The 22,938-nt window shown below is 45.7% G+C and carries 19 protein-coding genes; 10 read left to right on the plus strand and 9 right to left on the minus strand.

The window, feature by feature from the left end; translation table 11 throughout:
* Nucleotides 1–69: 69 nt before the first annotated feature.
* On the minus strand, nucleotides 70–1,725 hold the full coding sequence (locus FXO21_RS01980) for a UxaA family hydrolase (RefSeq protein WP_149638525.1): 1,656 nt from the start codon (nucleotides 1,723–1,725) through the stop codon (nucleotides 70–72).
* Nucleotides 1,726–1,883: 158 nt separating this feature from the next.
* On the opposite strand from FXO21_RS01980, the gene FXO21_RS01985 reads away from it, so the two are divergent.
* The 4 genes from FXO21_RS01985 (at nucleotide 1,884) to FXO21_RS02000 (ending at nucleotide 6,531) form a co-directional block, all read left to right on the plus strand.
* Entirely contained in the window at nucleotides 1,884–2,792 is a 909-nt protein-coding gene (locus FXO21_RS01985; protein ID WP_149638526.1) for an AraC family transcriptional regulator, read from the plus strand.
* Nucleotides 2,789–4,426 carry an adenine deaminase gene (gene ade, locus FXO21_RS01990; RefSeq protein ID WP_149638527.1) on the plus strand — a complete coding sequence of 546 codons (1,638 nt, stop codon included), beginning with the start codon at nucleotides 2,789–2,791 and terminating at the stop codon, nucleotides 4,424–4,426. Before FXO21_RS01985 ends, ade begins: the two co-directional genes overlap by 4 nt.
* Nucleotides 4,427–4,588: 162 nt before the next feature.
* Complete coding sequence (locus FXO21_RS01995) at nucleotides 4,589–5,170, plus strand: RNA polymerase sigma factor (protein WP_015815162.1); 582 nt, start codon at nucleotides 4,589–4,591, stop codon at nucleotides 5,168–5,170.
* A gap of 89 nt (nucleotides 5,171–5,259) precedes the next feature.
* On the plus strand, nucleotides 5,260–6,531 hold the full coding sequence (locus FXO21_RS02000) for a replication-associated recombination protein A (protein WP_149638528.1): 1,272 nt from the start codon (nucleotides 5,260–5,262) through the stop codon (nucleotides 6,529–6,531).
* Here the strand turns inward: FXO21_RS02000 and FXO21_RS02005 are convergent.
* Complete coding sequence (locus tag FXO21_RS02005) at nucleotides 6,525–6,746, minus strand: hypothetical protein (RefSeq protein ID WP_149638529.1); 222 nt, start codon at nucleotides 6,744–6,746, stop codon at nucleotides 6,525–6,527. The two genes, FXO21_RS02000 and FXO21_RS02005, sit on opposite strands and share 7 nt — an antisense overlap.
* 138 nt (nucleotides 6,747–6,884) lie before the next feature.
* Here FXO21_RS02005 and FXO21_RS02010 point away from each other — a divergent pair, with 138 nt between their 5' ends.
* Entirely contained in the window at nucleotides 6,885–7,442 is a 558-nt protein-coding gene (locus tag FXO21_RS02010; protein ID WP_225865531.1) for a YfbU family protein, read from the plus strand.
* Nucleotides 7,443–7,949: 507 nt separating this feature from the next.
* Here FXO21_RS02010 and FXO21_RS02020 read toward each other — a convergent pair.
* Both FXO21_RS02020 and FXO21_RS02025 read right to left on the minus strand, forming a co-directional pair.
* Nucleotides 7,950–8,450, minus strand: coding sequence for a hypothetical protein (locus tag FXO21_RS02020; RefSeq protein WP_149638531.1), 501 nt, complete (start codon nucleotides 8,448–8,450; stop codon nucleotides 7,950–7,952).
* 161 nt (nucleotides 8,451–8,611) lie between these two features.
* Nucleotides 8,612–11,173, minus strand: coding sequence for a T9SS type A sorting domain-containing protein (locus FXO21_RS02025; RefSeq protein ID WP_149638532.1), 2,562 nt, complete (start codon nucleotides 11,171–11,173; stop codon nucleotides 8,612–8,614).
* Between the two features lie 674 nt (nucleotides 11,174–11,847).
* On the opposite strand from FXO21_RS02025, the gene FXO21_RS02030 reads away from it, so the two are divergent.
* Entirely contained in the window at nucleotides 11,848–12,486 is a 639-nt protein-coding gene (locus tag FXO21_RS02030) for a LuxR C-terminal-related transcriptional regulator (RefSeq protein ID WP_149638533.1), read from the plus strand.
* Between the two features lie 10 nt (nucleotides 12,487–12,496).
* Here the strand turns inward: FXO21_RS02030 and FXO21_RS02035 are convergent, their stop codons facing one another.
* Nucleotides 12,497–13,546, minus strand: a complete 1,050-nt coding sequence (locus FXO21_RS02035; RefSeq protein WP_149638534.1) for an aldo/keto reductase — start codon at nucleotides 13,544–13,546, stop codon at nucleotides 12,497–12,499.
* Nucleotides 13,547–13,946: 400 nt separating this feature from the next.
* On the opposite strand from FXO21_RS02035, the gene FXO21_RS02040 reads away from it, so the two are divergent.
* A complete protein-coding gene (locus tag FXO21_RS02040) occupies nucleotides 13,947–14,477 on the plus strand; it encodes a gluconate 2-dehydrogenase subunit 3 family protein (RefSeq protein WP_149638535.1) in 531 nt (176 codons plus the stop codon).
* 30 nt (nucleotides 14,478–14,507) lie between these two features.
* Nucleotides 14,508–16,229: a GMC oxidoreductase gene (locus FXO21_RS02045; protein WP_149638536.1), complete on the plus strand. Its 1,722-nt coding sequence runs from the start codon at nucleotides 14,508–14,510 to the stop codon at nucleotides 16,227–16,229.
* Between the two features lie 45 nt (nucleotides 16,230–16,274).
* Here the strand turns inward: FXO21_RS02045 and FXO21_RS02050 are convergent, their stop codons facing one another.
* Together FXO21_RS02050 and FXO21_RS02055 are read right to left on the minus strand one after the other, a co-directional pair.
* Nucleotides 16,275–16,610 carry a DUF5615 family PIN-like protein gene (locus FXO21_RS02050; RefSeq protein ID WP_149638537.1) on the minus strand — a complete coding sequence of 112 codons (336 nt, stop codon included), beginning with the start codon at nucleotides 16,608–16,610 and terminating at the stop codon, nucleotides 16,275–16,277.
* Nucleotides 16,610–16,840, minus strand: coding sequence for a DUF433 domain-containing protein (locus FXO21_RS02055; protein WP_149638538.1), 231 nt, complete (start codon nucleotides 16,838–16,840; stop codon nucleotides 16,610–16,612). The genes FXO21_RS02050 and FXO21_RS02055 overlap by 1 nt, the downstream gene beginning before the upstream one ends.
* A 120-nt stretch (nucleotides 16,841–16,960) precedes the next feature.
* Here FXO21_RS02055 and FXO21_RS02060 point away from each other — a divergent pair, with 120 nt between their 5' ends.
* On the plus strand, nucleotides 16,961–18,097 hold the full coding sequence (locus FXO21_RS02060; RefSeq protein WP_149638539.1) for an MFS transporter: 1,137 nt from the start codon (nucleotides 16,961–16,963) through the stop codon (nucleotides 18,095–18,097).
* Nucleotides 18,098–18,101: 4 nt separating this feature from the next.
* Here the strand turns inward: FXO21_RS02060 and FXO21_RS02065 are convergent, their stop codons facing one another.
* Nucleotides 18,102–19,232 (minus strand): BamA/TamA family outer membrane protein, encoded by a 1,131-nt coding sequence (locus tag FXO21_RS02065; protein ID WP_225865532.1) that lies wholly within the window; start codon nucleotides 19,230–19,232, stop codon nucleotides 18,102–18,104.
* Nucleotides 19,233–19,385: 153 nt separating this feature from the next.
* Between FXO21_RS02065 and FXO21_RS02070 the strand changes: the two genes are divergently transcribed.
* Entirely contained in the window at nucleotides 19,386–21,491 is a 2,106-nt protein-coding gene (locus FXO21_RS02070; protein ID WP_149638540.1) for an alpha-amylase family protein, read from the plus strand.
* 232 nt (nucleotides 21,492–21,723) lie between these two features.
* Here the strand turns inward: FXO21_RS02070 and FXO21_RS02075 are convergent, their stop codons facing one another.
* On the minus strand, nucleotides 21,724–22,899 hold the full coding sequence (locus tag FXO21_RS02075) for a DUF1624 domain-containing protein (RefSeq protein WP_149638541.1): 1,176 nt from the start codon (nucleotides 22,897–22,899) through the stop codon (nucleotides 21,724–21,726).
* Nucleotides 22,900–22,938: the final 39 nt, after the last annotated feature.

Below are 22,938 nucleotides of genomic sequence, written 5' to 3' on the forward strand. Positions count from 1 at the left end.
TAGTATTAAAGAAAAAGGCCTTTTTTGACGATATCTACCCCGTTTCTTAGCCAATTGATGATATTCTGCTTAAAGCGACACGCCGCGTTTCCAGGGGATGAAGTCGTCTTGTCCGAGCTGCTGCGCTTTGGTAAGCTCGCCGCTGGCGACATTAATCACGTATTCGAGCAAGGCTTCGGCATTTTGCTCAATGCTCTGCGTCCCATCTACGACCGGTCCGCAGTCGAAATCGATGACGTCGGGCATTCTGTTGGCCAGCGGTGAGTTGGTCGCTACTTTCGCTACGGGACAGATCGGGTTGCCTGTCGGTGTTCCTAATCCGGTTGTAAATAGAATGATATTTGCTCCTGCGGCCGTTTGCCCCGTAGTTGCTTCAACGTCATTTCCGGGTGTGCAAACCAGTTGCAAGCCTGGCTCGGTTGCTCTTTCGGTGTAATTCAGCACGTCAGATATATAGGCATTCCCACCTTTTTTCGCGGCGCCGGCAGATTTGATCGCATCGGTAATCAGTCCGTCTTTGATGTTTCCAGGGGAAGGATTGAATGCAAATGCAGAACCCACCGCTTCGGCTTTGCCTGCATAGTCGCGCATCAGTTTCTCAAATTTCGCAGCTTTCTCTTCGGTCACGCAACGGTTAAGCAGCTCCTGCTCTACCCCGTTCAGTTCCGGAAATTCAGCGAGTAAAGTTTGTCCGCCGATACCTACCACCAGATCAGATAAGTGTCCCAGGACCGGATTTGCGGATATTCCTGAAAAACCGTCAGAACCACCGCATTTTAACCCCACCGAAAGTTTGGAAAGTGGCGCAGCTGATCTTTCGAATTCATTTATTTTGGCCAAACCCATAAAAGTCTCCTTGATCGCGCCCGACATGAGCGAGTATTCGGTGCCTTTCTGGTGTTCAAATGCGAAGAACGGTTTATTGAAATGCGGGTCACGCTTTTTGATCTCGTCTTCCAGCGTTTTCAGTTCGGAATTTTGGCAACCCAAACTTAAAACCGTGATTCCCGCTACATTCGGGTGCACCGCGTAAGCCGCGAAAAGCGAGCATAATGTATTGGCATCCAACCGGGTGCCGCCACAGCCGCCTTCGTGCGTCAGGAATTTCACTCCGTCCACATTTTTAAACGGACGTTCCGGTTTCTTCCTGGCTGCGACCGGCGCATCTACAAAAGTTTGCAGATTTTTAATGGTCCGCATATCTCCCTGCTGATACAAATGCAGGAATTCCCGCACCTGATCACGGTACATATCTGTTTGCGCGTAACCCAGCTCCCGCTCAAATGCATCTTTCATGATCAGCACGTTGCGGTTTTCACAAAAAACGAGCGGAACTACCAGCCAGTAATTATAGGTACCTACTCGACCGTCTTCCCGATGATATCCATTGAAAGTACGCCCAAGCCACTTGCTCACATCAGGTTGTGTATAGGAATAAGGCTGGCGATTGGCTGTGCTGTAATCGTGCGCGTCGTGTTTGAGATTAAAAGTCGTGATCGGCTCGCCTTTTTTGATCGGCTGCGTTGCCCGGCCCACCAAAACCCCGTACATAATAATAGCGCCGCCGGTATCAATATCCTCGGTGACGAATTTGTGCTTGGCCGAGACACCATATTGCAGGTTGTAAGCAGCCCCTTCAAGCGACACCTGAGATCCAGCAGGCTGATCCCGCAATGCAACTATTACATTATCAGAAGGATGTATTTTTAAAAGCTGTGAAGCCATAATTTATTTAACAATTAATACAGATCAGGATGGTGAATGGTATTGAAATCTATCAACAAAACAACATAATATTTCAATACCGATAATGAATATCGTAGCAAATTTTTCAACTATATTGGCATATATTTCTATTTTACACGAGATTCTTGTAATTATTTGTGAAACCACAGCTGCTCAAAGTTCCGAAAGGGCTGCAAAAATCATTCAGTATCAGGCAGGATGTCGTGCTTTATTTCTATAATCGCTGGCACTATCACCCTGAACTTGAACTGATACATATCGAGCAGGGATCTGGCACTCAGTTTGTTGGCGACAATATAAGCAGTTTTCAAAATGGCGACCTGCTGTTGATCGGCCCCAACCTGCCGCATTACTGGCGTTGCGATGAAAAGTATTTTCACCGTGAAAGTAAATTGTACGCACAAGCAACGGTACTCCATTTTTCCGAGGCAATTCTTGGTAAAACTTTTCTCGACCTTCCTGAAAACAAGTCCATTGCAGAGCTGCTTTTTAAAGCCAGGCTCGGGATGAAGATCTCAGGAAATGGCACTGAAAAAGTAAAAAAGCTCCTGCGGGAGTTGCTTAATCAGCAAAATGGTAACTCGATCATTGCCCTGCTGCAGATACTGGAAAGCTTGTCGCATTGCCCCGGCGTTGAGCTGCTGACAGACAAGCCTTATCTTGACGAATTCGATCAGTTTGACACCGATCGCATTAACCATATTTATCAGTACTCACTCAGCAATTTTCAGCGGAAAATTTCGATTGAGGAAATATCAGAAGTGGCCAATATCAGTCCGCATTCCTTTTGCAGGTATTTCAAAAGCCGCACCCGCAAAACGTACTCCCAGTTTTTGCTCGAATTGCGGATAGGTCATGCCTGCAAATTACTGTCAGAAGCAAAGATCCCCGTGGCACAGGTTTGCTTCGAAAGCGGGTTTAACAATTTTGCCAACTTCAATAAATACTTCAAGTTGCATACCGGTAAAAGCCCGCTCCAATACCAGAAAGAATTCAGGAAAATCCCGATTTCAAGGCACCACACCAATCTTAATTCCGTCCTATGAAGCTTAATATTGTCGATATCCTGCAAAAAAATATATACGAAGCCGAGCTGAAAATCTCTGGTCGGCACATTGATTCCATCAAAAATCTGGGTCCGGAAAATCCTGCATTACCTTATGCACTGCCCGGTTTTATAGACGCACATGTACATATAGAAAGCTCCATGCTGACCCCCGCACAATTTGCCCGCCTGGCAGTTGTGCATGGTACCGTCGCCACAGTTTCCGATCCGCACGAGATCGCCAATGTATTAGGCTTGCCAGGGGTGGATTTTATGATTGAGGATGGAAAAAGGGTGCCTTTCAAATTTTGCTTTGGCGCACCATCCTGCGTTCCGGCAACCGTTTTTGAAACTGCCGGTGCTACGATCGATGCGGAACAGGTGGGACAGCTACTTGCGAGAGATGAAATAGGCTATCTGGCGGAAGTGATGAATTTCCCCGGTGTACTGAATGCAGATCCCGATATGATGGCAAAGATCGCCTGGGCGAAGCATTATAATAAAGTAATAGACGGACACGCACCGGGGTTGAGAGGCGAAGCTGCGAGACAATATGCCTCCAACGGAATAAGTACTGATCATGAATGTTTTACGTATGATGAGGCGCGGGAAAAAATCGGTTATGGGGTCAAAGTCCTCATCCGCGAAGGCAGTGCAGCCAGAAATTTTGACGCACTAATTCCGTTGATCGCGGAATTCCCGGAACAGATCATGTTTTGCTCGGACGATAAACACCCCGACAACCTGGTCGAAGGACATATTAATGTACTCATCAAACGGGCGCTTGCCTTGGGTTACGATCTATGGAATATCCTGCGCGCAGCCTGTGTAAACCCCGTTTTACATTATAACCTGCCCGTTGGGTTGCTGAAAGAGGACGACCCCGCCGATTTCATCATTATAGACAATTTGAAAAATTTCAATTTGTTGCAGACGTGGATTAATGGCAAGAAAGTGGCCGAAAATGGCATTTCCAACATCCCTGACCTGCAAAGTGACCATCCGAACCATTTTAGCTGCCTGCCGAAAACAGCAGGCGATTTTGCATTAAACTATGATAATGCAAACGGTGAGCAAATTGAAGTAAGGGTAATTGAGGCTTTCGACGGTCAACTGATTACCGGACAGGCATTTGAGCAGCTCACTATTTCTCACAATGCAATAGAAAGCAACCCGGACATTGACATTTTGAAGATCGTGGTGGTAAACCGTTACAATGATGCAAAACCGGCTGTGGCATTCATCAAAAATTTCGGTTTGAAGGGAGGCGCTATTGCCTCCTCGGTCGCGCACGACTCGCATAATATCATTGCGGTCGGTGTGGACAACGAGCGTATAGCCGAGGCAGTTAACCTGATTATCGGGGCGAAAGGAGGCGTGGCGGCAGTTGGTCAGGGCAAACAAAAGCTATTAGCCCTTCCAATCGCAGGTTTGATGAGCGATGAAGATGGTTATAAAGTAGCGGCCGGTTACACGGAGATTGATCAATTTGTTAAAAATGAACTGAAATCAACTTTACAATCGCCTTTCATGACACTTTCTTTCATGGCGCTGCTGGTGATCCCTTCTCTTAAACTGAGCGATAAAGGCCCTTTTGACGGTGAAAATTTCAAATTTATCCCATTAAGTATTTGATAAGTTACATATTTTAAGAAATAGCAAGATTAAACTTTGAAATATAATTTTAGGGTGAAAATATTTTTTAAATACGTTTTTTTATAAATATATTTACAAGTGTTATAATGACCCTTATTTCATTATTCAATTCCTAACCCCAATCAAAATCCTTTCCAAACAATGGCTCACCTACGCTACAAGCAAGAAGAAGAACTCTGTTTTTGGGATCAGTTCAGAAAAGGCGATGAAAATGCTTACGCATGCCTGTACCGCTCTTACGTTCACATTCTTTACCAGTATTGCTCACAGTTTACGATTGACAAACCATTAATTAAAGATTGCATTCACGACCTCTTCGTGGAACTATGGAGAAACCGAATGACGCTGGGTGACACCACTTCCGTCCGGTTCTATTTGATGGCGTCTATCAAAAGAAAGCTGGTTCGCCACTTGAATGCACAGCAAAAGCATACGAGCAATGAAGATATTCCGGTTGAATACTGGCATATCAACACGCCTTCGCACGAAAATCACCTGATCTCCGAGGAAGAGTTCGAATCGACGAACCAGCATTTGAACGTAGCGATCAACGGTCTGCCACGTCGCCAGCGTGAAGCTATTTTTCTTAAATTTTATATGAACCTGAACAACCACGAGATCGCCGATCTGATGAAAATCAATATCCAGTCGGTGTACAACCTGGTTTTCGGTGCATTGGGTAACCTGAAAAAGCAAATGACGCTGGACAGGCTTACTTTCTAAGGCTTACACATTTCAGAATACGAGCGTGGCGAACTTAGCCACGCTTTTTTTGTTACTTATTTTACCAAAAACAAACTAAATACACTTCAATGACCACACTAACCACTCCTCTTGCCGAGCGCCTTCGCCCCAGGACACTGGACGATTTCGTCGGCCAGGAGAAATTGTTAGGCCCGAAAGGACCGCTCCGCCGGGCAATATTACAGAATGCTATTCCCTCCATGATTTTCTGGGGACCACCCGGAGTAGGAAAAACCACATTGGCTTTGCTGATTGCGGAAACTACCAAAAGGCAATTTTACAATTTAAGCGCGATCAGTTCCGGGGTAAAAGATCTTCGGGAAGTATTGGCCAGACCTTCGGGACTTTTTCCGGCGATTCTTTTCATCGACGAGATTCACCGTTACAATAAAAGCCAGCAGGATGCGCTACTGGGAGCTGTGGAAAAAGGCCAGGTAACGCTGATCGGCGCTACTACTGAAAATCCGTCATTCGAAGTCAATTCGGCACTTTTATCCCGTTGCCAGGTGTATATTCTCGAAGCATTCGGTGAGGAGGAATTGAAAAATCTGATCTCTCGGGCATTGGAAAAAGACCAGTGGCTGAAAGAAAAAAGCATCAAATTTAAATCTTACGATGCACTAATGCGGCTCTCGGGCGGCGATGGCCGGAAGCTCCTTAACCTGCTCGAACTTGTGGTACTCGGCAAAGGCGAAGCTAAAAAAATCGAAATCAATGATGAATGGGTAACAGAGGTTGCGCAACAGAATATCGCCAGGTATGATAAGTCGGGAGAGCAGCATTATGATATCATCTCGGCATTTATCAAATCTCTCCGGGGAAGCGATCCGAATGCCGCTGTGTATTGGATGGCAAGAATGATCGTAGCCGGCGAAGATCCTTCTTTCATTGCGAGACGAATGCTGATCATGGCGTCGGAAGACATTGGGAACGCAAACCCTACCGCAGTAATTATGGCTAATGCATGTATGCAGGCCGTAAATGTGATCGGTTATCCGGAATGCAGGATCATCCTTTCGCAAGTGGCTATTTATCTGGCCACTTCACCCAAAAGCAATGCCAGTTACGTGGCGATCGGCGATGCGATGGAAGCTGCCAAAAACACTGCGCATTTACCGGTACCATTGCATTTGCGTAATGCACCTACCAAATTAATGAAGCAGATCGGTTATGGAAAAGGGTACAAATATTCACACGATTTCGAAGGCAATTTTGCCAAACAGAACTTTTTGCCGGATGAAATCAAAGGCAGTAAATTCTTCGAGCCGGGAAAAAATGCGCGGGAGGAAGAAATCCGCAAAAAGCTGCAAAACTGGTGGGGGGATTGGTACGATTACTGAGCATTTCGCTCCTTTATCTTTTCAGAAAAGCTTTCAAATGTGAGATCCGGCTCGCTTTCGGAAGTTGCAGGGGGCTGCTTCCACTCGGCGAAAAGCTTTTCGGCGAGCTTCCTCATGTTGTCGTCCGTCTCCATTTCGGACACGATTCTGGCAAGCCCCTCTTGACCGGGAGAAGTCTTGTTTTTTTTGGCTGAATGTTCGCCAGGCTCTTGCATGTTACCGGTATTCAGAGGTAAAAGAAAGTTGAGTCCTATTTTTTTTGCAAATACGCGCCCGATAAGATTAAATCTTAATGTTCGCTCACTAAAGTCCGACAAGTTAGCGGTATTTGCTATTAATTTGCTGCAAAAATTATGTCCGTCCAGAAGATGATCCCTGAAAGTATTCCCTTGCTCGAACGCCAGCTTTTAATCAATCAATGCAGGCTCCTGGCTTTGCTCGGTGATGAAAAAGAGAAAGAGGTTAACGAAAAAAGGATCGAAATCCTTGAAAAAGGATATACCGGCCTTTATCCTAAAGTATTCAATACGCTGTACGAAGAAGTGCCGATTAGTGTGTACAATGAGATTTCGGACATTATGAAAATGTATGGGCGGATCAACGATTCAGTCCGCCTGCTTACTGATGAAGAAAAGAACAGCCTAAACCTGTCAGCCCTTGAATTCGAAGGCTTCGACGAAGATAATGGAATGTATTATTATATGATGTCTTATTTAGTAGACCGGATGGACGAGCATGGAGAGTATAAAGGCAAACAGCTCAAATCTCACAACAGCTCTTGTATGGTCAAATACAACCGGATGCTTTCTGTTTTCTCTGAGTATGAAAAGACTGATAAATTTCAGTATTCAGCCCAGGATCTCCAAAAATTCATCGATTTGGTAGAGGCGAATGCCGAGCAGAACCGCTAAGGAGAAAGTTACTTCTTATCATAACTATTCTGATAGTTGAACGGGTAACCAGTGTAATTATTAACCGAAAACTTAGGTTCTAAATTAACAATTTGTTAAGTTTGTATTTGAAAATCAGCAACTGATTTTCAATAACGTTGAGTAAAATCGAACATCCCGGATACATTGCATCCGGGATGTTTTTTATTTAGTTATCGACTATCATCAGTGAAGTTGCATTTTTCGTAATCTCGAAGCGTTCCGCTTCATAAACAAACGATCTCCGCTTGCAAAGCCTTGATATCCGCTGTTCTTCTTTAACTGAGTGATCAGCCACACCCCCGTTACAGTTGCAAGCATTAGTAATCCGATAGTAATGTAGGGAAGTAGCCAATATAGATTCTGGACGAGCTGTGCCATGATTTCTGTCTAGTCAGGTTCTTTTATAACCGAGATCCAGAAAATATCATACCAGCTATCTATGCCTGCTACTGTGTGACTGTGAGGAATTTACGCCACAGAATCCATTCAAAATTTAGCACTCACAACCTCCGTATCGCAACCCACCACACTCGGGCTTACATATCCAACACTTACATCCGATACTTTCGTCGATTTGTTGGCTGGAGCCGCAGCTTTGATGGTGATGATCTTGGAAGTTACCACAGACTGTGTTTCAGACAAGTATTTAAACTGGACCTCCACGCTGGATAAGGCTTTGCTGGTACCATTCACAACGGTCAAATTGTGAATCGCAACGCCACCGACCGACCGCCATTCGTTGTCCTGTATTTTAATTTTTTTTAGCAGCTCTTCTTTATTGCGTGAGGAAATCGAGCTGAGCGAGTCAGTACTTCCCAGCACTTCGGTTTTGGAAACGACTACTGGCTTTTCCTTCAAAAAATCAAACTGCTTATAATAGTATAATAAGTAAATGAATGCGCATACTGGAACCAGTGCGCTTACCCATTTAAGCAAGGGGATAAGAACTTTTTTCCACTTACCTCTTTTACTCTTTCTTCCAGGCATATTGGTGTGCTAAAGGTGGTTTATTACGAAACACGCTTCGCAAATATATAGAATATGAAATATCAAACTCATACTATACAGGTCGAATTGCTACTGCCGGATAAAAAAACAGACCGCTGGGATTGTCCCAGCGGTCTGAATGTGTATCGTGTTCAACAAGGCTATTGTCTTACAAACCTGTGGGTAAGCACAGTCCCATCATTCTGCACTATTTTGACGACGTACGCCCCCGCTGCCAGATTTCTGGTGCTAATACCTGTTGAAAGGGCATTCGAGCTTTCGAATACAGTCTTACCTGCCGTATTGATCACTTTAACAGTTTTCACATTTGACCAATCGGTTAATGTAATTTTCAGATTTTCATCTGCCTTGATTGGATTAGGTGAAACAAACGACATGTTCTCAAACTTCACCTCAATGATGCGGCTATAATTGAACGTTTCGTCCAGGTCAACCATTTTCAGGCGATAGAAATTCCGTCCACCGATCGGGCTTGCATCTGAATAATTGTAGTATTGGGTCGTTTTGCTCTCTGTATTTGATTTTACTGAACCGATTTTCGACCATACTTTTCCATTCTGGCTGCGTTCAACATCAAAGCGATCGCTGTTTGATTCCTCGGAAGTTGACCACGACAAGGATGCTGTGGTACCTTCTGCTGTTGCTTTGAAATCTACAAGTGTAACTGGAAGCGGATCAACGATTCGCAGTATGTAAGTTGCAGAGGCAGTTTGGATGCCATCGGTAACATACACGGTAAAATCGTAGTCATCTTCACCAGCAGCAGATGGATCTCCGTTCAGGTCTCCATTTGCGGACATAGAAAAACCGGATGGGGCTGCTGCAATTCGTGCGCCTGGTTCAGTCAATGAATATTCAAGCGTTGCTCCTGTGCGGCCACCTGCTGCCGAGCCATTTCCACCTGATGAGACAGACTCGGAAATATTTTTCACATAGGTGTTCAAATTTTCCATCGTATAAGGGAACACGCCGCCGGGCAGTGAGAGCTTCGGATCAACCGTGATGGTTTTAGTTAAAGTCAGCCCGGTAGGATTTCCGTCAACCAGAATACCAACCACAACATTGTACGTTGTTGTTTCCGTTACGACTGGAAGATTACCATTAGGCAGCAATTCACCGGTTGTAGTGTTAAAATCAATTCCGGCGGGCAAACCCGTTGGAGTAGTGTAAGTGACAGCATAACCGTCTGAGGCAGCCCTGATAAACACATCTGCCGGGAAAGCCTCTCCAGATACTCCCGCCGGTATCGCATCAGAAATATCGTTCAAAACCACTACACGAAGCCTGGTAGAATCGGATGGATTCAGTGTACACTCAGCTCCCTGTACCGACACTGCAACATAGTCGCCATTCGCAGACACAGGAATTGGGAACGGAGCGGGCGAAGCGACAGGATTTGCCGTAAGATTCGTTCTGTCGTCCAAAGGCCCCTGCCAGTATATCAAATCACCAGTTGAGACGCTGGCGGTAACGGAAGGAGTAGCACCTGAAAACTGGTAAACAATCTCCGAGCTAAGCGTCGGTTTCGGAGTAACCTGACCGGCTCCAAAAATTCTTACTCCCGTAGATCCCAATAAAGATACATTGACTGCACTTCCAAGACTTATGGTAATACGATCGAAAGGCAATGTTGGTGTATAATAGAACGGAATGACTACGCCCGCATTGACTCCGTCGCCCACCGTGATCAGATCGAGCACATTCGCGTTCAGCAGATTAGAAACCCCTGTTGCAGGGCCCGCGCTTTGCGCTCCGTTAAATGCCTGGATTGTAAGACCATTCAGCAAATTTGCATTTACGAGCGCCGTTTGAAACGACAGATAGACGACAGCCTGGTCCGTAGGTGCGGAAGTCTTTTTGAAATACAAAGTCTGAGACAAAGAAGAAAGAAGAGTAAGGTCCACTCCTCCACCACCAAGTCCGGATGCAGTTGCAATGTCGTTATCAACCGCAGCTTCCGGAGTTGAAACAGCGTCAGACAAGCTGACATTCAGTCCTGCACCGCCCACTTCACCAAGTGACGCGAAAGTAGGCACTCCGCAAATATCTTCCACGCCATCTTCATAATAGAATGCATTGTATACATTCAAAGTCACCTCAGAAATAAGCAGTTCAAGCACCTGCGCGGCAACAGTTATCCGAACCGCATTAAATGTAGAACTGTTACTGGTAGGCGTTACGGCGATATAGAATTTAGTGCCCGTGGCATCAGTCACAATCCTCGCAGGTTGAGTTGCCACAGCGGTACCCTGGGAAACCGCGCTCGCACCACTTCTCAGTTGCGCAGTGATTCTGTTTTCGGAAAAGAGACTCACTATTCCAAGCAGGTTTGTCAGTAATCCTGTCGCTGTTGGGGGATCGATTCTAACATAAACAGTCTTCCCGGCGGGCACATTTTCATCAAAACTAATTGTCGTATAAACATTGCTTCCGGTTGTCCCAAGTATCGCTTTCCACGAACGCAAAGTTGCTTTTGTTAGATCAGAGTCCGATCCGTCCGCTGCCGCTCCGGGAGATGAAACCTCAGAGGATCCGCAGCCAAGTAAGGCACAATTAATGATATCCGATGGACCTTCCTCATCTGCATAAACCTGTGCAAATGTCTTATTTCCCGAGGATAGGGTTAGCAAAAATGCCAGTCCAAGGGCGGCCCATGCTGCCCTGACTTTATAATTAAAACTATTCGTAACGTAATGCTTCATACAAAAATGTGATTAAAGATGTGAACATGAGTATCCTGTTGCCAGGTAGACCAACTGGTACATACCTGAATACGAATGATTATATTTTTTGGGATGGAACGATCTCGACTGGAAGAAGTGCGAGACGAAGATCCGCTTACCATTGCTCTCTTTCGAGAAACCGAAGCCTTACCATTCTAATCTGCTGTCAGAAACGCGCTGCATCAAAAATTTTGACAGCTTAAAATGATAATTTCACCGAATCTATCTGTTTGGATGTAAAGTCTTCTCTATGCTGGTTTGGGTTGGTGATGAAAGATTTGAGTTAAAAAAATTTACAGAATCAATTCTACTTCTACAACTATTTGAGGCCTTCAAATATGAGTTATTTGCAAATTTATCCATAATTAGCTCAAAATAAACCCGCATATTATTACTATACCAAAACCCCCAATTTATAGGGAGTGTAGAATTAATTATCTCTACAAGAAAAAATCAAGTAACATCTTTGCAACTGATAGGAACATTAATCAGATTAATTAGATTATTTTCGGTAAAATTCATGGAAACACCTCACGCAGTGTATGCGAGGTCTATCAAAAATCACAAGTTGGCGGCGATTTTCAGGCCAAATTCTGCATGCCTGACCACTTTTTAGATAACCATTGAAAACCAATAGTTTTATTTAGCACCTTATGAAAATTGCCCTGGTAGATGAAAATTTACTTCTGATTGATGCTTTGCGAGGCCTTCTTTTACTTATGCCGGAATTCAGTGAAGTCAACACATATACGTCCGGAGATGACTTTTTGAGCGAAGCAATAATCACTCCTCCTGAGATACTGATTATGGATTTGGAAACGACCGCAAAAGAGGGCCACGAGTTGCTTGAAATTAGCCGGAACCGGCTTCCTGAAAACCTTAAAATTATAGTCTTTTCCGAAATCAGCGATATTCAAAATATCAAACTGACAATTAAGCGGGGTGTGCATGGAATTCTCTCTCAACAGACTACATTCGAAGAACTGAAAGAATGCATAGATACCGTAAAGTCTGGTAATCAGTACATTGGAAATTCTTTGAAAAATTCGCTTATTCATAGCGTGTTCACAAACGACAGCGCTACGCTGCACCTTTCACCCAGGGAAAATGAGGTTTTGCAGCGGGTTTGCGGTGGTAATACCATCAAAGAAATAGCATACGACTTAAAACTAAGTGTACATACTGTGCAGTACTACCACCGTAGTGTGATGGATAAGTTGAAAGTAAAACGCACAACCGATTTGATCGTTTACGCAATACAGCACAAGTTATTTATACCCGAATCAAAATAGCATCACCAGCTCATTTCTCAGAAAGCTTGCCGTAAAAATCGGGCAGGGGGTTCAGATCCGGGTTTTTGCGCTGATGCCAGTACGGGTAAATAGGTGACTTCTCGCTGGCCTCGTCCAGTTTCTTCACCTGGCCAGGGGTAAGGTTCCAACCGACTGCACCGAGGTTCTGTTTTAGTTGCTCTTCATTTCTGGCGCCGATTACAATATTGCTTACCGTAGGGCGCTGCAACAGCCAGTTCAAGGCTACCTGAGCGACTGTTTTTTCCGTTTCAGCAGCAATTACGTCGATGACATCGATCAGATCAAAGAAAAAATCCTCTGGAATCGCCGGTCCTTCTCCTCCTCCCTGAGCAATACGCCCGTCGGCTGGAATTGGCTGGTTTCTCCGGTATCTACCGCTCAGCCTCCCCGCAGACAACGGACTCCATACGATGGTCCCGACCTTCTGGTCCAGCGCCAGCGGCATGAGTTCCCATTCAAACTCCCTGCTTAACAGCGAGTAATGTGCCTGGTGCGCAATGTACTTTGCCCAGCCGTAACGTTCGGAAACGGAAAGTGACTTCATTAAATGCCAGCCTGAGAAGTTCGAGCAGGCTATATATCTGATCTTGCCGGCGCGGATCATATCATCTAACGCGCTCAAAGTTTCTTCAATAGGTGTTACACCATCGAAACCGTGCATGTGATAAATATCGATATAGTCGGTTTGCAACCTGCGCAGGCTATCCTCACAAGACTTTATCAGATGAAATCTGGGAGAGCCAAAGTCATTGGGCTTGCTACCCATTTTGAAGGTAGCTTTGGTAGAAAGAATGATTTTATCTCTCATACCGATGATCGCCTTTCCCAAAATTTCCTCCGACCTACCCTGAGAATAAACATTTGCAGTGTCGAAGAAATTTATCCCGGAATCTACACATAAGTTTACAAGGCGGGATGCCTCGTCGACCTGCGTGTTTCCCCATGCTTTAAAAAAATCGCCTCCGCCGCCAAAGGTTCCTGTCCCGAAACTCAATACTGGCACTTTTAACCCTGATCCGCCTAACTGCCTGAATTCCATATGATTATTGAAATTAATATGAGTAAAATAACAGATTGCCAGAAGTGACCGGACAAAAATAGCGCAAAAACAAAGAGAGGTAAAAGGCAAAAAAATAACTTCCCTGAAAATTCAGGGAAGTTATTCGCATTATTTACTCAACGTTCCTCTATTACTTAACCTTTAAACTAAGCTCAGACCGGGGAGATCTGACGCGATATTTAGTTTCGGTTTAGAATATGAATCAAATATGGTGTCATAGACCGGCTTTGACATCATCTGATGAGCCAGCGGCACTATCCGGTTAACGTTCGGAAATTTTGGGTATGCTGCTGCATAGTTGGCGGATCAATCGCGGATCAGTGTTATATTTAAAGATCATTTATAGCTTTTTGTATTTCACCATTAATAATCCTATTCCATGAACCGTAGAGAAGCTGTTCAAAAAATAACTTTCCTGATGGGAGGTACCTTGTCAGCCCCGCTTATGGCGGGTATTATGGGGGAAAAATTGAATTTTGGGCCTTCGATATCAATCTCAGAAGGTCAGGAGGCACTGCTTGCCGAAGTTGCCGACGTGATCATCCCTTCCACGGGTACCCCAGGCGCCAAAGCAGCGGGCGCTGAAAAATTCATAACCCGAGTTATGCGCGACTGCTTTCCTATCGACGAGCAAAAGAAATTTTACGCCAGCCTGGAAAAGGTCGATGCGCTCAGCAAAGAAACTTATTCCAAAAGTTTCGCTTCACTGGACCAGACCCAGAAAATCGAAATCATCAAGAAGACAACGGTAGCAGACAAGCCATTTTTCCTGCAAATGAAGGGATTGACCATCACGGGTTACTTTACCTCTGAAATCGGGGCAACGCAAGCGCTTGATTACCTGCCTATTCCCGGACGTTTCGACGGATCCTGGCCGATGCCAAAGGGCCAGAAAAGCTGGGCACTTTAATCCTATACCCTACTATTAAAAAATTTCAAAATGGCGAATCTTAATATTGACGCATTAAAAGAAGTTACCTACGATGCTATCGTAATCGGATCAGGAGTTTCGGGGGGCTGGGCCGCGAAAGAGCTGACTGCCAAAGGATTAAAAGTCCTGATGCTTGAAAAAGGGAAAAACCTGGAACACGTTACCGGTTACGAAAATGCACTGAAAGCGCCCTGGGAAACGGAATACAACGGACGCCTTACCATCAAACAAAAAGAAACCCATCCTTTCCTCTCCCGGGACTATCCCTACAATGAGAACACGGCAAAGTATTGGATGAATGATATGGATGCCCCTTACGAAGAGAAAAAACGCTTCGACTGGTTCCGTCCCGATATTGTCGGAGGTAAATCCATTATGTGGGGCAGACAGTCATACAGACTGAGCGACATTGATTTTGAAGCCAACCTGAAAGATGGCATTGCCGTAGACTGGCCGATCAGATATAAAGACATTGCGCCCTGGTATTCTTATGTTGAAAAACATGTGGGTATTTCTGGTGAAAAACTGGGCCTGCCGCAACTTCCCGACAGCGAATTCCTGCCTCCAATGGACATGTATTTCGTAGAAAAGGAAGTCAGGAAGCGTCTTGAGAAAGAATTTCCGGGCCGGAACATGACCATTGGCCGCGTAGCCAATCTTTCCCAGCCGACTAAAATACAGCTGGAAGGCGGCCGCTCTCCATGCCAGTACCGCAACCGCTGCTCGCTGGGCTGTCCTTACGGAGCATATTTCAGTACCCAGTCCAGCACGCTACCGCCTGCTGTAAAAACAGGATTGCTAACGCTTCGCCCGGATTCTGCAGTGCGTGAAATTATTTACGACGGCAAAAAAGACGGTGGCCGTGCTACCGGTGTAAGGGTTGTGGATACCAAAACATTACAGGAAAAAGAATACTTTGCAGGCCTCATTTTCGTATGCGCCAGCGCCATCGCTTCGGCCGCATTGCTGTTAAATTCAACCTCCGACCGGTTCCCGAATGGAATGGGCAACGATTCGGGTGAACTGGGACATAATTTGATGGACCACCATTTCCGTACGGGAGCGAGTGGTGTTTGGGAAGGCGACCTGGATAAGTACTATTTTGGCCGCCGCGCAAACGGAATTTACATTCCGCGTTACCGCAATATCGGTTCCGACAAGCGTGATTACCTGCGTGGATTCGGGTACCAGGGTGGCGGAGGACGCCAGGGCTGGCAGCGAAATGTTGCTGAACTGGCATTTGGTGCCGATTTCAAAGAAGAGCTTACGACGCCGGGAAACTGGACAATGGGCTTTGGAGGTTTTGGTGAAACATTACCGTACCATGATAACTACATGTATTTGAGCAAAGAAAAGAAAGACAAATTCGGCATCCCGACTGTCGTTTTCGATGCTGATCTTCGCGAAAACGAAAAGAAAATGCGTGTGGATATGATGAACGATGCCGCCGAAATGCTTGAAAGATCGGGTGTTAAAAATGTAAAAACCTATGACAATGGCTCTTACCTGGGCATGGCGATCCACGAAATGGGAACGGCTAGAATGGGCCGCGACCCTAAAACCTCGGTTTTAAATGGAAACAACCAGCTTCATGCGGTGAAAAATGTATTTGTCACAGACGGCGCATCCATGACTTCTGCCTCCTGCGTTAATCCGTCGCTCACCTACATGGCGCTGACAGCCCGCGCGGTTGATTTTGCTGTGAAAGAAAGTAAGAAGAAGAATATTTAAAAAAATCGAAACGGTTGCTTGTTTGATCAGGCAACCGTTTTTTCTTCAAAATATTTCAAGAACTCCCGCTGCTTCTGGCTGATAAAAGAGCTTAATTTCCTCCCATTTAGCGAATAACACTTCGCTTATCGCTTGGGTTGAAGAATTTCCCAATTTTAACAAAATAACCTTAGGCGGAAATCCATATAAACTGGATAGATCCTGAAAATCTTCATCAAAAGAAACGACCACATATTTATTCAATTTCGCATAATCCCAGATATCTGTATCCTTAGCGGGTACTTCTAAACCGGTTCTGCTGACATGCAAACTGCGAGGAGCAATTCGACTTACTTTTTTTACAATTCTATAAGAAAGGTTTTCATCAAAGAGTAATTTCATCAGGCAGAAATCAAAATCTTAGTATTTTCTTCCCGATTTGCTGCAAATGCCAGGGCTGCTAAAATATCTTCTTTGGTCAAAGACGGAAACTCTTCCAAAATCTCTTCATAAGACATACCATTCGCCAGCCAACCTAACACATCCAAAACAGCAATGCGCGTACCTCTGACGCACGGTTTGCCAAACCGTATCCCCTGATCGATACTAATCCTCTCCTGCCAATTATTCATAAAAATCCGTTTTACTCAAAAATACATATTTCATCATATTTTCAAGCCAGTCAATCCAATTGAATGCAACGGCTTCTATGAAAATTCCCGTTAAATTGCGATGCTATTCAATTTACTCAAATGGACGAAAAGTCGAAGATTGCCAATGCTCGCAGAGCTGTTTTACTTATTTTTCTTGTATGCGGGATTGGCTTGTCGAGCTGGGCACCGATGGTACCTTTTGCTAAAATACGACTTGCATTGAATGACGCTGACCTGGGTGTGGTTTTGTTATCATTGGGTGCCGGCGCAATCCTCACAATGCCCGTCGCCGGCTTTCTGATCAACAAATACGGTAGCCGTAATGTTGCATTTACCTCCGCTATGGTGATTGCCGCGATACTGCCTATCCTGCTGCTCACCACAACTTCCTACCAACTGGCTGCGGCCTTGTTTGTCTTCGGCGCCGGAATCGGCTCGATCGATGTCGCGATGAATGCCCAGGCCGTTCTTGTCCAGGAACGTTTCGGCAAACATATTATGTCTTCTTTTCACGGCTTGTTCAGTGTCGGCGGGCTGATAGGTGCTATCGGGCTGGGTTTTCTGATTAAAGCAGGATTGTCTCCCAATGTGGCGGCGGGCAGTATTTCGGCATTGCTGGTCGTCATTACCTCCACGCAGATCAAATACCTGTTGCCGCATTCCGAAGAAGCCAAAATGGATAGCAGTAATTTTGTGCTCCCGAAAGGCCCCGTCCTGGTACTGGGAATTATGTGCTTTATCATCTTCCTGGCGGAAGGCTCCCTGTTAGACTGGAGTGCTGTGTTTCTGCAGTTCTCCCGCAACTTTGACCCTTCGCTGTCGGGAATGGGGTATGCTGCATTTTCCGTTGCTATGGCCATTATGCGACTCACAGGCGATGGCCTGATCCACAAACTTGGCCCCGCCAAGGTAGTGCTTTACGGAACTTTGCTGGCAGGGTTTGGCTTTCTGATCGCCGTACTCACGCCATGGGCCGCAACTGCCTTACTCGGCTTCGTGCTGGTAGGATTGGGCGCTGCCAATGTAGTCCCCGTGTTTTTTACCGCTGCGGGACGTATTCCCGGCATTCCTCCATCCATCGCACTTTCAGCAGTAACAATCCTTGGTTATTCCGGTCAACTGGCAGGGCCTGCTTTGATTGGCATTATTGCAGAACTCACTTCGCTTTCGATCGCCCTCGGTCTGGTTGGGGTGCTGCTATTTGTGGTTGCATTTGGTTACAAACATCGGGATTGAAGTACTAAAAAGCTTCTCCGGTAAAGAGGTAAAAGCCCGGCCCGTCTTTGGTAAAACCTACGTCCAGACGCAGGAAGATGTCTTTTTTAGGAAACAACAGGTAACGCAGCCCTACTCCGCCGGCAGGTTTGATGTGTTTTAAAGAAAGCTCTGAAATCCGGGGGCCTACCACGGCGGTACCGGCAAATGCAACAGCCCCGAACCGTTTGCTGAAACCAAAAGGAAGCCACCGGTGCTCTATTTGCGTAGCGATCATTCCCTTATCCCGGTATCTGCCGTAATAATAGCCGCGCATAATCATTTCGCCGCCCATCAACGCAAGCTGGTTGAAAGGCACATTCCCTGCGCTGAAACTGCTGTACACCTGCCAGGCGAGCACATTTCGAATGCTGGTAGGGTGTGAGCCGCGCACATCCACGTTGATCGAACGGAAGTTTTGGTTGCTGCCGAGTGCCGGGCTGTATTTGAGAAATGATATCTCACCGAAGAAACCCTTCCTTACATTCAGTACATTGTGCCGGTTGTCATAAACCAGCGCCGCGCCAAAACCAATGTTCCGCGCGCCGTCGCTTCCCAGGGGCTTTTCGTAAAAGTGATCATCGGGCTGCTCGAAATGCGTGTTGTAGAGTTGCTGATAGTCTATCTCCGGACCAGCAAACAGATTGGGCACAATTTTCCGTAAAACCCTTTGTCTTAAAAGCAGATAATTAGCGTCTATCAAAGCGGGATCCTTGTCGGGCGTTTCCGGACCGATGCCATAATACAGCAAGGGAAACCGCTGAAAACGGGTCCGGCCAAGAAAAAACCATTTATCCTTATCTCCATAGATGGCATTATCAAGCCAGATACCATACTGTGCCTCCAGCGTCACAAAGGTGAACGCCTGCACCTCGCTGAGCCGGTTGAGCGTATCTTTTTTTGCCTGAAAAATTAGCAACGACGATAATCCGAACTCGAAGCTCGTCTCCGGGGAATACCCCAAAGTTGGGTAAATGCGGAAACTCGGCTCGCCCGGAGCAGTCGTATCTGAAACTGTCTTTTTTACAAAACGTTTGAACCAGTCACCCTGCGCATTTGCGTGGGGAAAGCGCGCAATGCCGATCGACAAAAGGAGGAGAATTCTCAGTTTATACAATACCAGTACACTTTAAAGGATGAGTATGTTATTAAAAGTAAGGATATTAAAAAATTAAGCCAGAACACATCGGCTTCACTGCATATTCAAGAAATACAAATCCAGCAGTAGATACAAAAACGTTGGCCCCTTTTCTGCAAAATGAAAATAACAATGAAAAACATACTCCTGCTGCTGTTTTGCCTCCTTACCTTCCCTCCCATTTTTGCTCAAAAAAGTGATTCTGAACCACTTTGGTGGAAAAGAAATAACCTTCGAGTCATTCAGATGAACCTGCCGGATTACGAAGCGGCGACCATTAATGCTGATTCGATTGTAGAAGATCTGGTGCGGGTTTCAGCAAATACATTATTGATCAATGCCGGAGGGATAATGGCTTTTTACCCTACAAAACTCGATTTTCAGTATCAGAATCCTTATGTCAAAAGCAATGTACTAGGCGACGTGATCAAAAAATGTCACGATCAAAACATTAAAGTGATTGTCCGCTTCGATTTCAGCCGGGTACACGAAAGTATTTTCAAGGCACATCCCGACTGGTGCTATATCTCTCCAAAAGGGGAGCGTATTATCAATACCGATATGTACGTTGTCTCGATCAATGCGCCTTACGTACAGGAAAAAGCCTACCAGATTATCAATGAGATAATACAGATGTTCCCGATAGACGGTATCTTTTTGAATATGCCCGGATACCAGGTCAACAATCCGTATGAGGGCAAATATCACGGAATTGATCAAAATGAATATGATAAAAGACGCTTTGCCGAATTCTCAGGCGGCAAACAGCTTCCCACCGAAGAAAACAAGTCTGATCCGCTGTTTCAGAAATACCTGGAATTTAAAAAGCACACGGTGGAAGACTGGTCGGAGCGGCTGCACAAACTGGTAAAGTCCAAAAATGAGCAGATAGCGATCTGTACCTACTCAGACAAATTCGTCGATATTATCCGCCACGAATCGCAAAGTATGACCACCCTGCCCTACTGGCCCTATTCGGCTTCGGATAATGTCGGAAATGCGGTCAACTCGTTTCCGGAACACATTATCAGCAATGCCAGTATTCAGCAAATTTCGTTTCAATCGCGGTATAATGCCGTAGAGCCGCAGGAAGTACAGATCCGGTTGTATGAAAATATCGCAAACGGGTCCGGGCTTGACATGAGTATGATGGGGGATATGCGGGGATATGAGGACGAGCGTAATTTCGGGGTTTTCAGAAAGGTATATGCTTTTCACAAAAAACATGAGCCTTATTTCGGGAAATACAAATCAGTTGCGCACATAGCGGTTGTGGCACCCGGCGCGTGGCCGAACGGTGAGCCCATGCAGGAATACCGCGGCATTCAGTTAATGCTCCGCGAGGCGCATATCCCATTTGATATCATTGAAGACGGACAGATTCACAATCTGGCGGAAAAGGTAAAGAACTACAAACTGCTGATCCTGCCTGAAATAACCTACCTGAAACCGGAAGCGCTTGCCATACTCAGACAAGCCAGTCAGCAGGGCACTCACCTCATTGCGACAAACCGAAGCCTATTCGATAGCCCGGAAATACTGCAGGAATTGTTCGGGGTAAAGATTGAAAAGAAAGATAATGATGGGGCGGGCAACTATCTGGTGCCGGATAACCGGACGATATTCAAAAGTTTCGCAGGACAGACAATGCTGTTCTGGAAGTTTAATCTGGGAATTTATGATTTCTCAGGAGCTGATCAGAAACTGCTGCCCGTTCTGGCAAAAGGCCGGCCAGGCCCTCCTGAAATCATTGGCGGCCACAACCCAACCGGCTCTTACGCTATGGCGATCAAAAATCACAGTAAAAGCAAGGCGGTAATTTTACCGATTAACCTGGGAAAAATTTATTATATGCATGGCTATCAGGAACATAAGAATATTCTACTGGACGTGATCAACCACATTTTGCCCGAGGCCAGGAATACCATCCAGACCAATGCACCGGCCAGGGTCGAGACGATTTTAAAGGAATTTGTTAAAAACATCCCTGAAAATATAGGTAAGACTACCAGCGAAGGGATGATCCTGCACCTCGTAAACCTGACAGGTTTCAGCGGCAATACCTATTTCGAACCGCTGCCGCTTTACAACCTGCAATTCAAAATAAAGTCCGGCAAAAAGCCAGCGAAAGTGTTCACCCTGAACGGAGAAAGAGTAAAATTTTCGTGGAAGAACGGCTATATAGATCTGAACCTGCAAGAACTCACTGATTTTAACGGAATCGTGATGTCCTGGTAAGCATACTCAGCCTGAGTCATTCAGTCATTCAGTCATTCAGTCATTCAGTCATTCAGTCATTCAGTCATTCAGTCATTCAGTCATTCGGTCATTCGGTCATTCGGTCATTCGGTCATTCGGTCATTCAGTCATTCAGTCATTCGGTCATTCAGTCATTCGGTCATTGAGTCATTGAGTCATTCATCGCACCGGCGACCGGTCATTCATCGCACCGGCTACCGGCCATTCAAAATCAAAGATAACTAAGCCACCATTTCTTTTCCCGTGTGCGGTAATCGCCAAACCATCTGCAGGGCAGGTACAGGGCGAGTACGATCAAAATCCAGATCAGGTACACCCAACCAAGTTCATAGCCAAAGTCAAAGGGCCGGAATTTAAAGAACAGCTTGTCGTCGGTGGCCTGCTGCCACGTATAACCGGATGCCAGTACGGCTATCATGGTCAATAAGTGAATCACGTAAAAATGCAGCATGAAGAAAAAGAAAGGTACTTTTCCATACACGGTGAAGAACCTGGCCAGGCTGTTCCCAGAGTTTTCGGCAAATGCCAGAGCAAGGAGTAGCGGACCTTGCGTCATTAAAGTAAACATCAGTGACGGCGGGTATTTGCTGACATTCATAAAGGAAAGAAATGTCCGGAAGCCCTCCTTCTGGCCGCTCCATTGAGCGGGATCACCATAACCGTTGAACAGCCGCAATGCGATAAAAAGCAAAGTGAGAACTACGCCTGTCACGACGAGTATCTTCCTGCGTTGGTCGACCGGAAAGCTTCTTTTAAAGATCGTCCCTAGTCCATAACCCGACATCATAATACCTGCCCAGGGCAAAATCACGTACAAAAATGCCAGGGTACCACCGTCGCCCCTGGGGTAAAATTTGCCTGCGCCGGTCAGGAATATGCTTAACAAAATATCGGGCAGCGAGTTGGGTGCTACTTTTATATAATCCAGCAGATTATGCCCAAAAATCAATACTAGCCCTACGACGAGAATTGCTTTGGGAGACAGAAAGCGAACAAGTAAACCAAGCGAGATCATGCTGGTCCCCAGCGCCCACAATACTGCCAGAAAAATCGTTTTGTAAGTGATGTCGAAAGAGAAGGCAAATGTCATGAAGACGATCTCGACGAATATCAGCCAGAGACCGCGTTTGATCAGAAAAGAAGAAGTGTTACCTGCGGTTTTATTCTGACCTGAAAGATAGGCTGAAATGCCTGAAAGCAACATAAACGAAGGCGCGCAGAAGTGGGTGATCCAGCGCGTAAAAAAGAGCATTCCGGATGTTGTGGCCGGATCAAGCGGGTCGGCTGTGAATGCTGAAATGTGAAAAAAATCACGAACATGGTCAAGGGCCATAATCACCATGATCAGGCCCCGGACCGTATCGATGGATCTGATGCGGTATTGCATTCCGGTAAGGTATTGAAATGGATAATATTCCAGATTTCA

The sequence above is a fragment of the Dyadobacter sp. UC 10 genome, from assembly GCF_008369915.1.
GTDB lineage: Bacteria > Bacteroidota > Bacteroidia > Cytophagales > Spirosomataceae > Dyadobacter.

Coding starts and splice junctions, on each gene's coding strand:
- FXO21_RS02055 (WP_149638538.1), bottom strand. CDS start 16,840: ATGAATAATTGGCAGGAGAGGATTAGTATCGATCAGGGGATACGGTTT.
- FXO21_RS02005 (WP_149638529.1), bottom strand. CDS start 6,746: ATGCAAGAGCCTGGCGAACATTCAGCCAAAAAAAACAAGACTTCTCCC.
- FXO21_RS02050 (WP_149638537.1), bottom strand. CDS start 16,610: ATGAAATTACTCTTTGATGAAAACCTTTCTTATAGAATTGTAAAAAAA.
- FXO21_RS02035 (WP_149638534.1), bottom strand. CDS start 13,546: ATGGAATTCAGGCAGTTAGGCGGATCAGGGTTAAAAGTGCCAGTATTG.
- FXO21_RS02000 (WP_149638528.1), top strand. CDS start 5,260: ATGACCACACTAACCACTCCTCTTGCCGAGCGCCTTCGCCCCAGGACA.
- FXO21_RS02025 (WP_149638532.1), bottom strand. CDS start 11,173: ATGAAGCATTACGTTACGAATAGTTTTAATTATAAAGTCAGGGCAGCA.
- FXO21_RS02040 (WP_149638535.1), top strand. CDS start 13,947: ATGAACCGTAGAGAAGCTGTTCAAAAAATAACTTTCCTGATGGGAGGT.
- FXO21_RS02020 (WP_149638531.1), bottom strand. CDS start 8,450: ATGCCTGGAAGAAAGAGTAAAAGAGGTAAGTGGAAAAAAGTTCTTATC.
- FXO21_RS01980 (WP_149638525.1), bottom strand. CDS start 1,725: ATGGCTTCACAGCTTTTAAAAATACATCCTTCTGATAATGTAATAGTT.
- FXO21_RS01995 (WP_015815162.1), top strand. CDS start 4,589: ATGGCTCACCTACGCTACAAGCAAGAAGAAGAACTCTGTTTTTGGGAT.
- FXO21_RS02010 (WP_225865531.1), top strand. CDS start 6,885: ATGTCCGTCCAGAAGATGATCCCTGAAAGTATTCCCTTGCTCGAACGC.
- FXO21_RS02060 (WP_149638539.1), top strand. CDS start 16,961: ATGGACGAAAAGTCGAAGATTGCCAATGCTCGCAGAGCTGTTTTACTT.
- FXO21_RS02045 (WP_149638536.1), top strand. CDS start 14,508: ATGGCGAATCTTAATATTGACGCATTAAAAGAAGTTACCTACGATGCT.
- FXO21_RS02030 (WP_149638533.1), top strand. CDS start 11,848: ATGAAAATTGCCCTGGTAGATGAAAATTTACTTCTGATTGATGCTTTG.
- FXO21_RS02075 (WP_149638541.1), bottom strand. CDS start 22,899: ATGCAATACCGCATCAGATCCATCGATACGGTCCGGGGCCTGATCATG.
- ade (WP_149638527.1), top strand. CDS start 2,789: ATGAAGCTTAATATTGTCGATATCCTGCAAAAAAATATATACGAAGCC.
- FXO21_RS02070 (WP_149638540.1), top strand. CDS start 19,386: ATGAAAAACATACTCCTGCTGCTGTTTTGCCTCCTTACCTTCCCTCCC.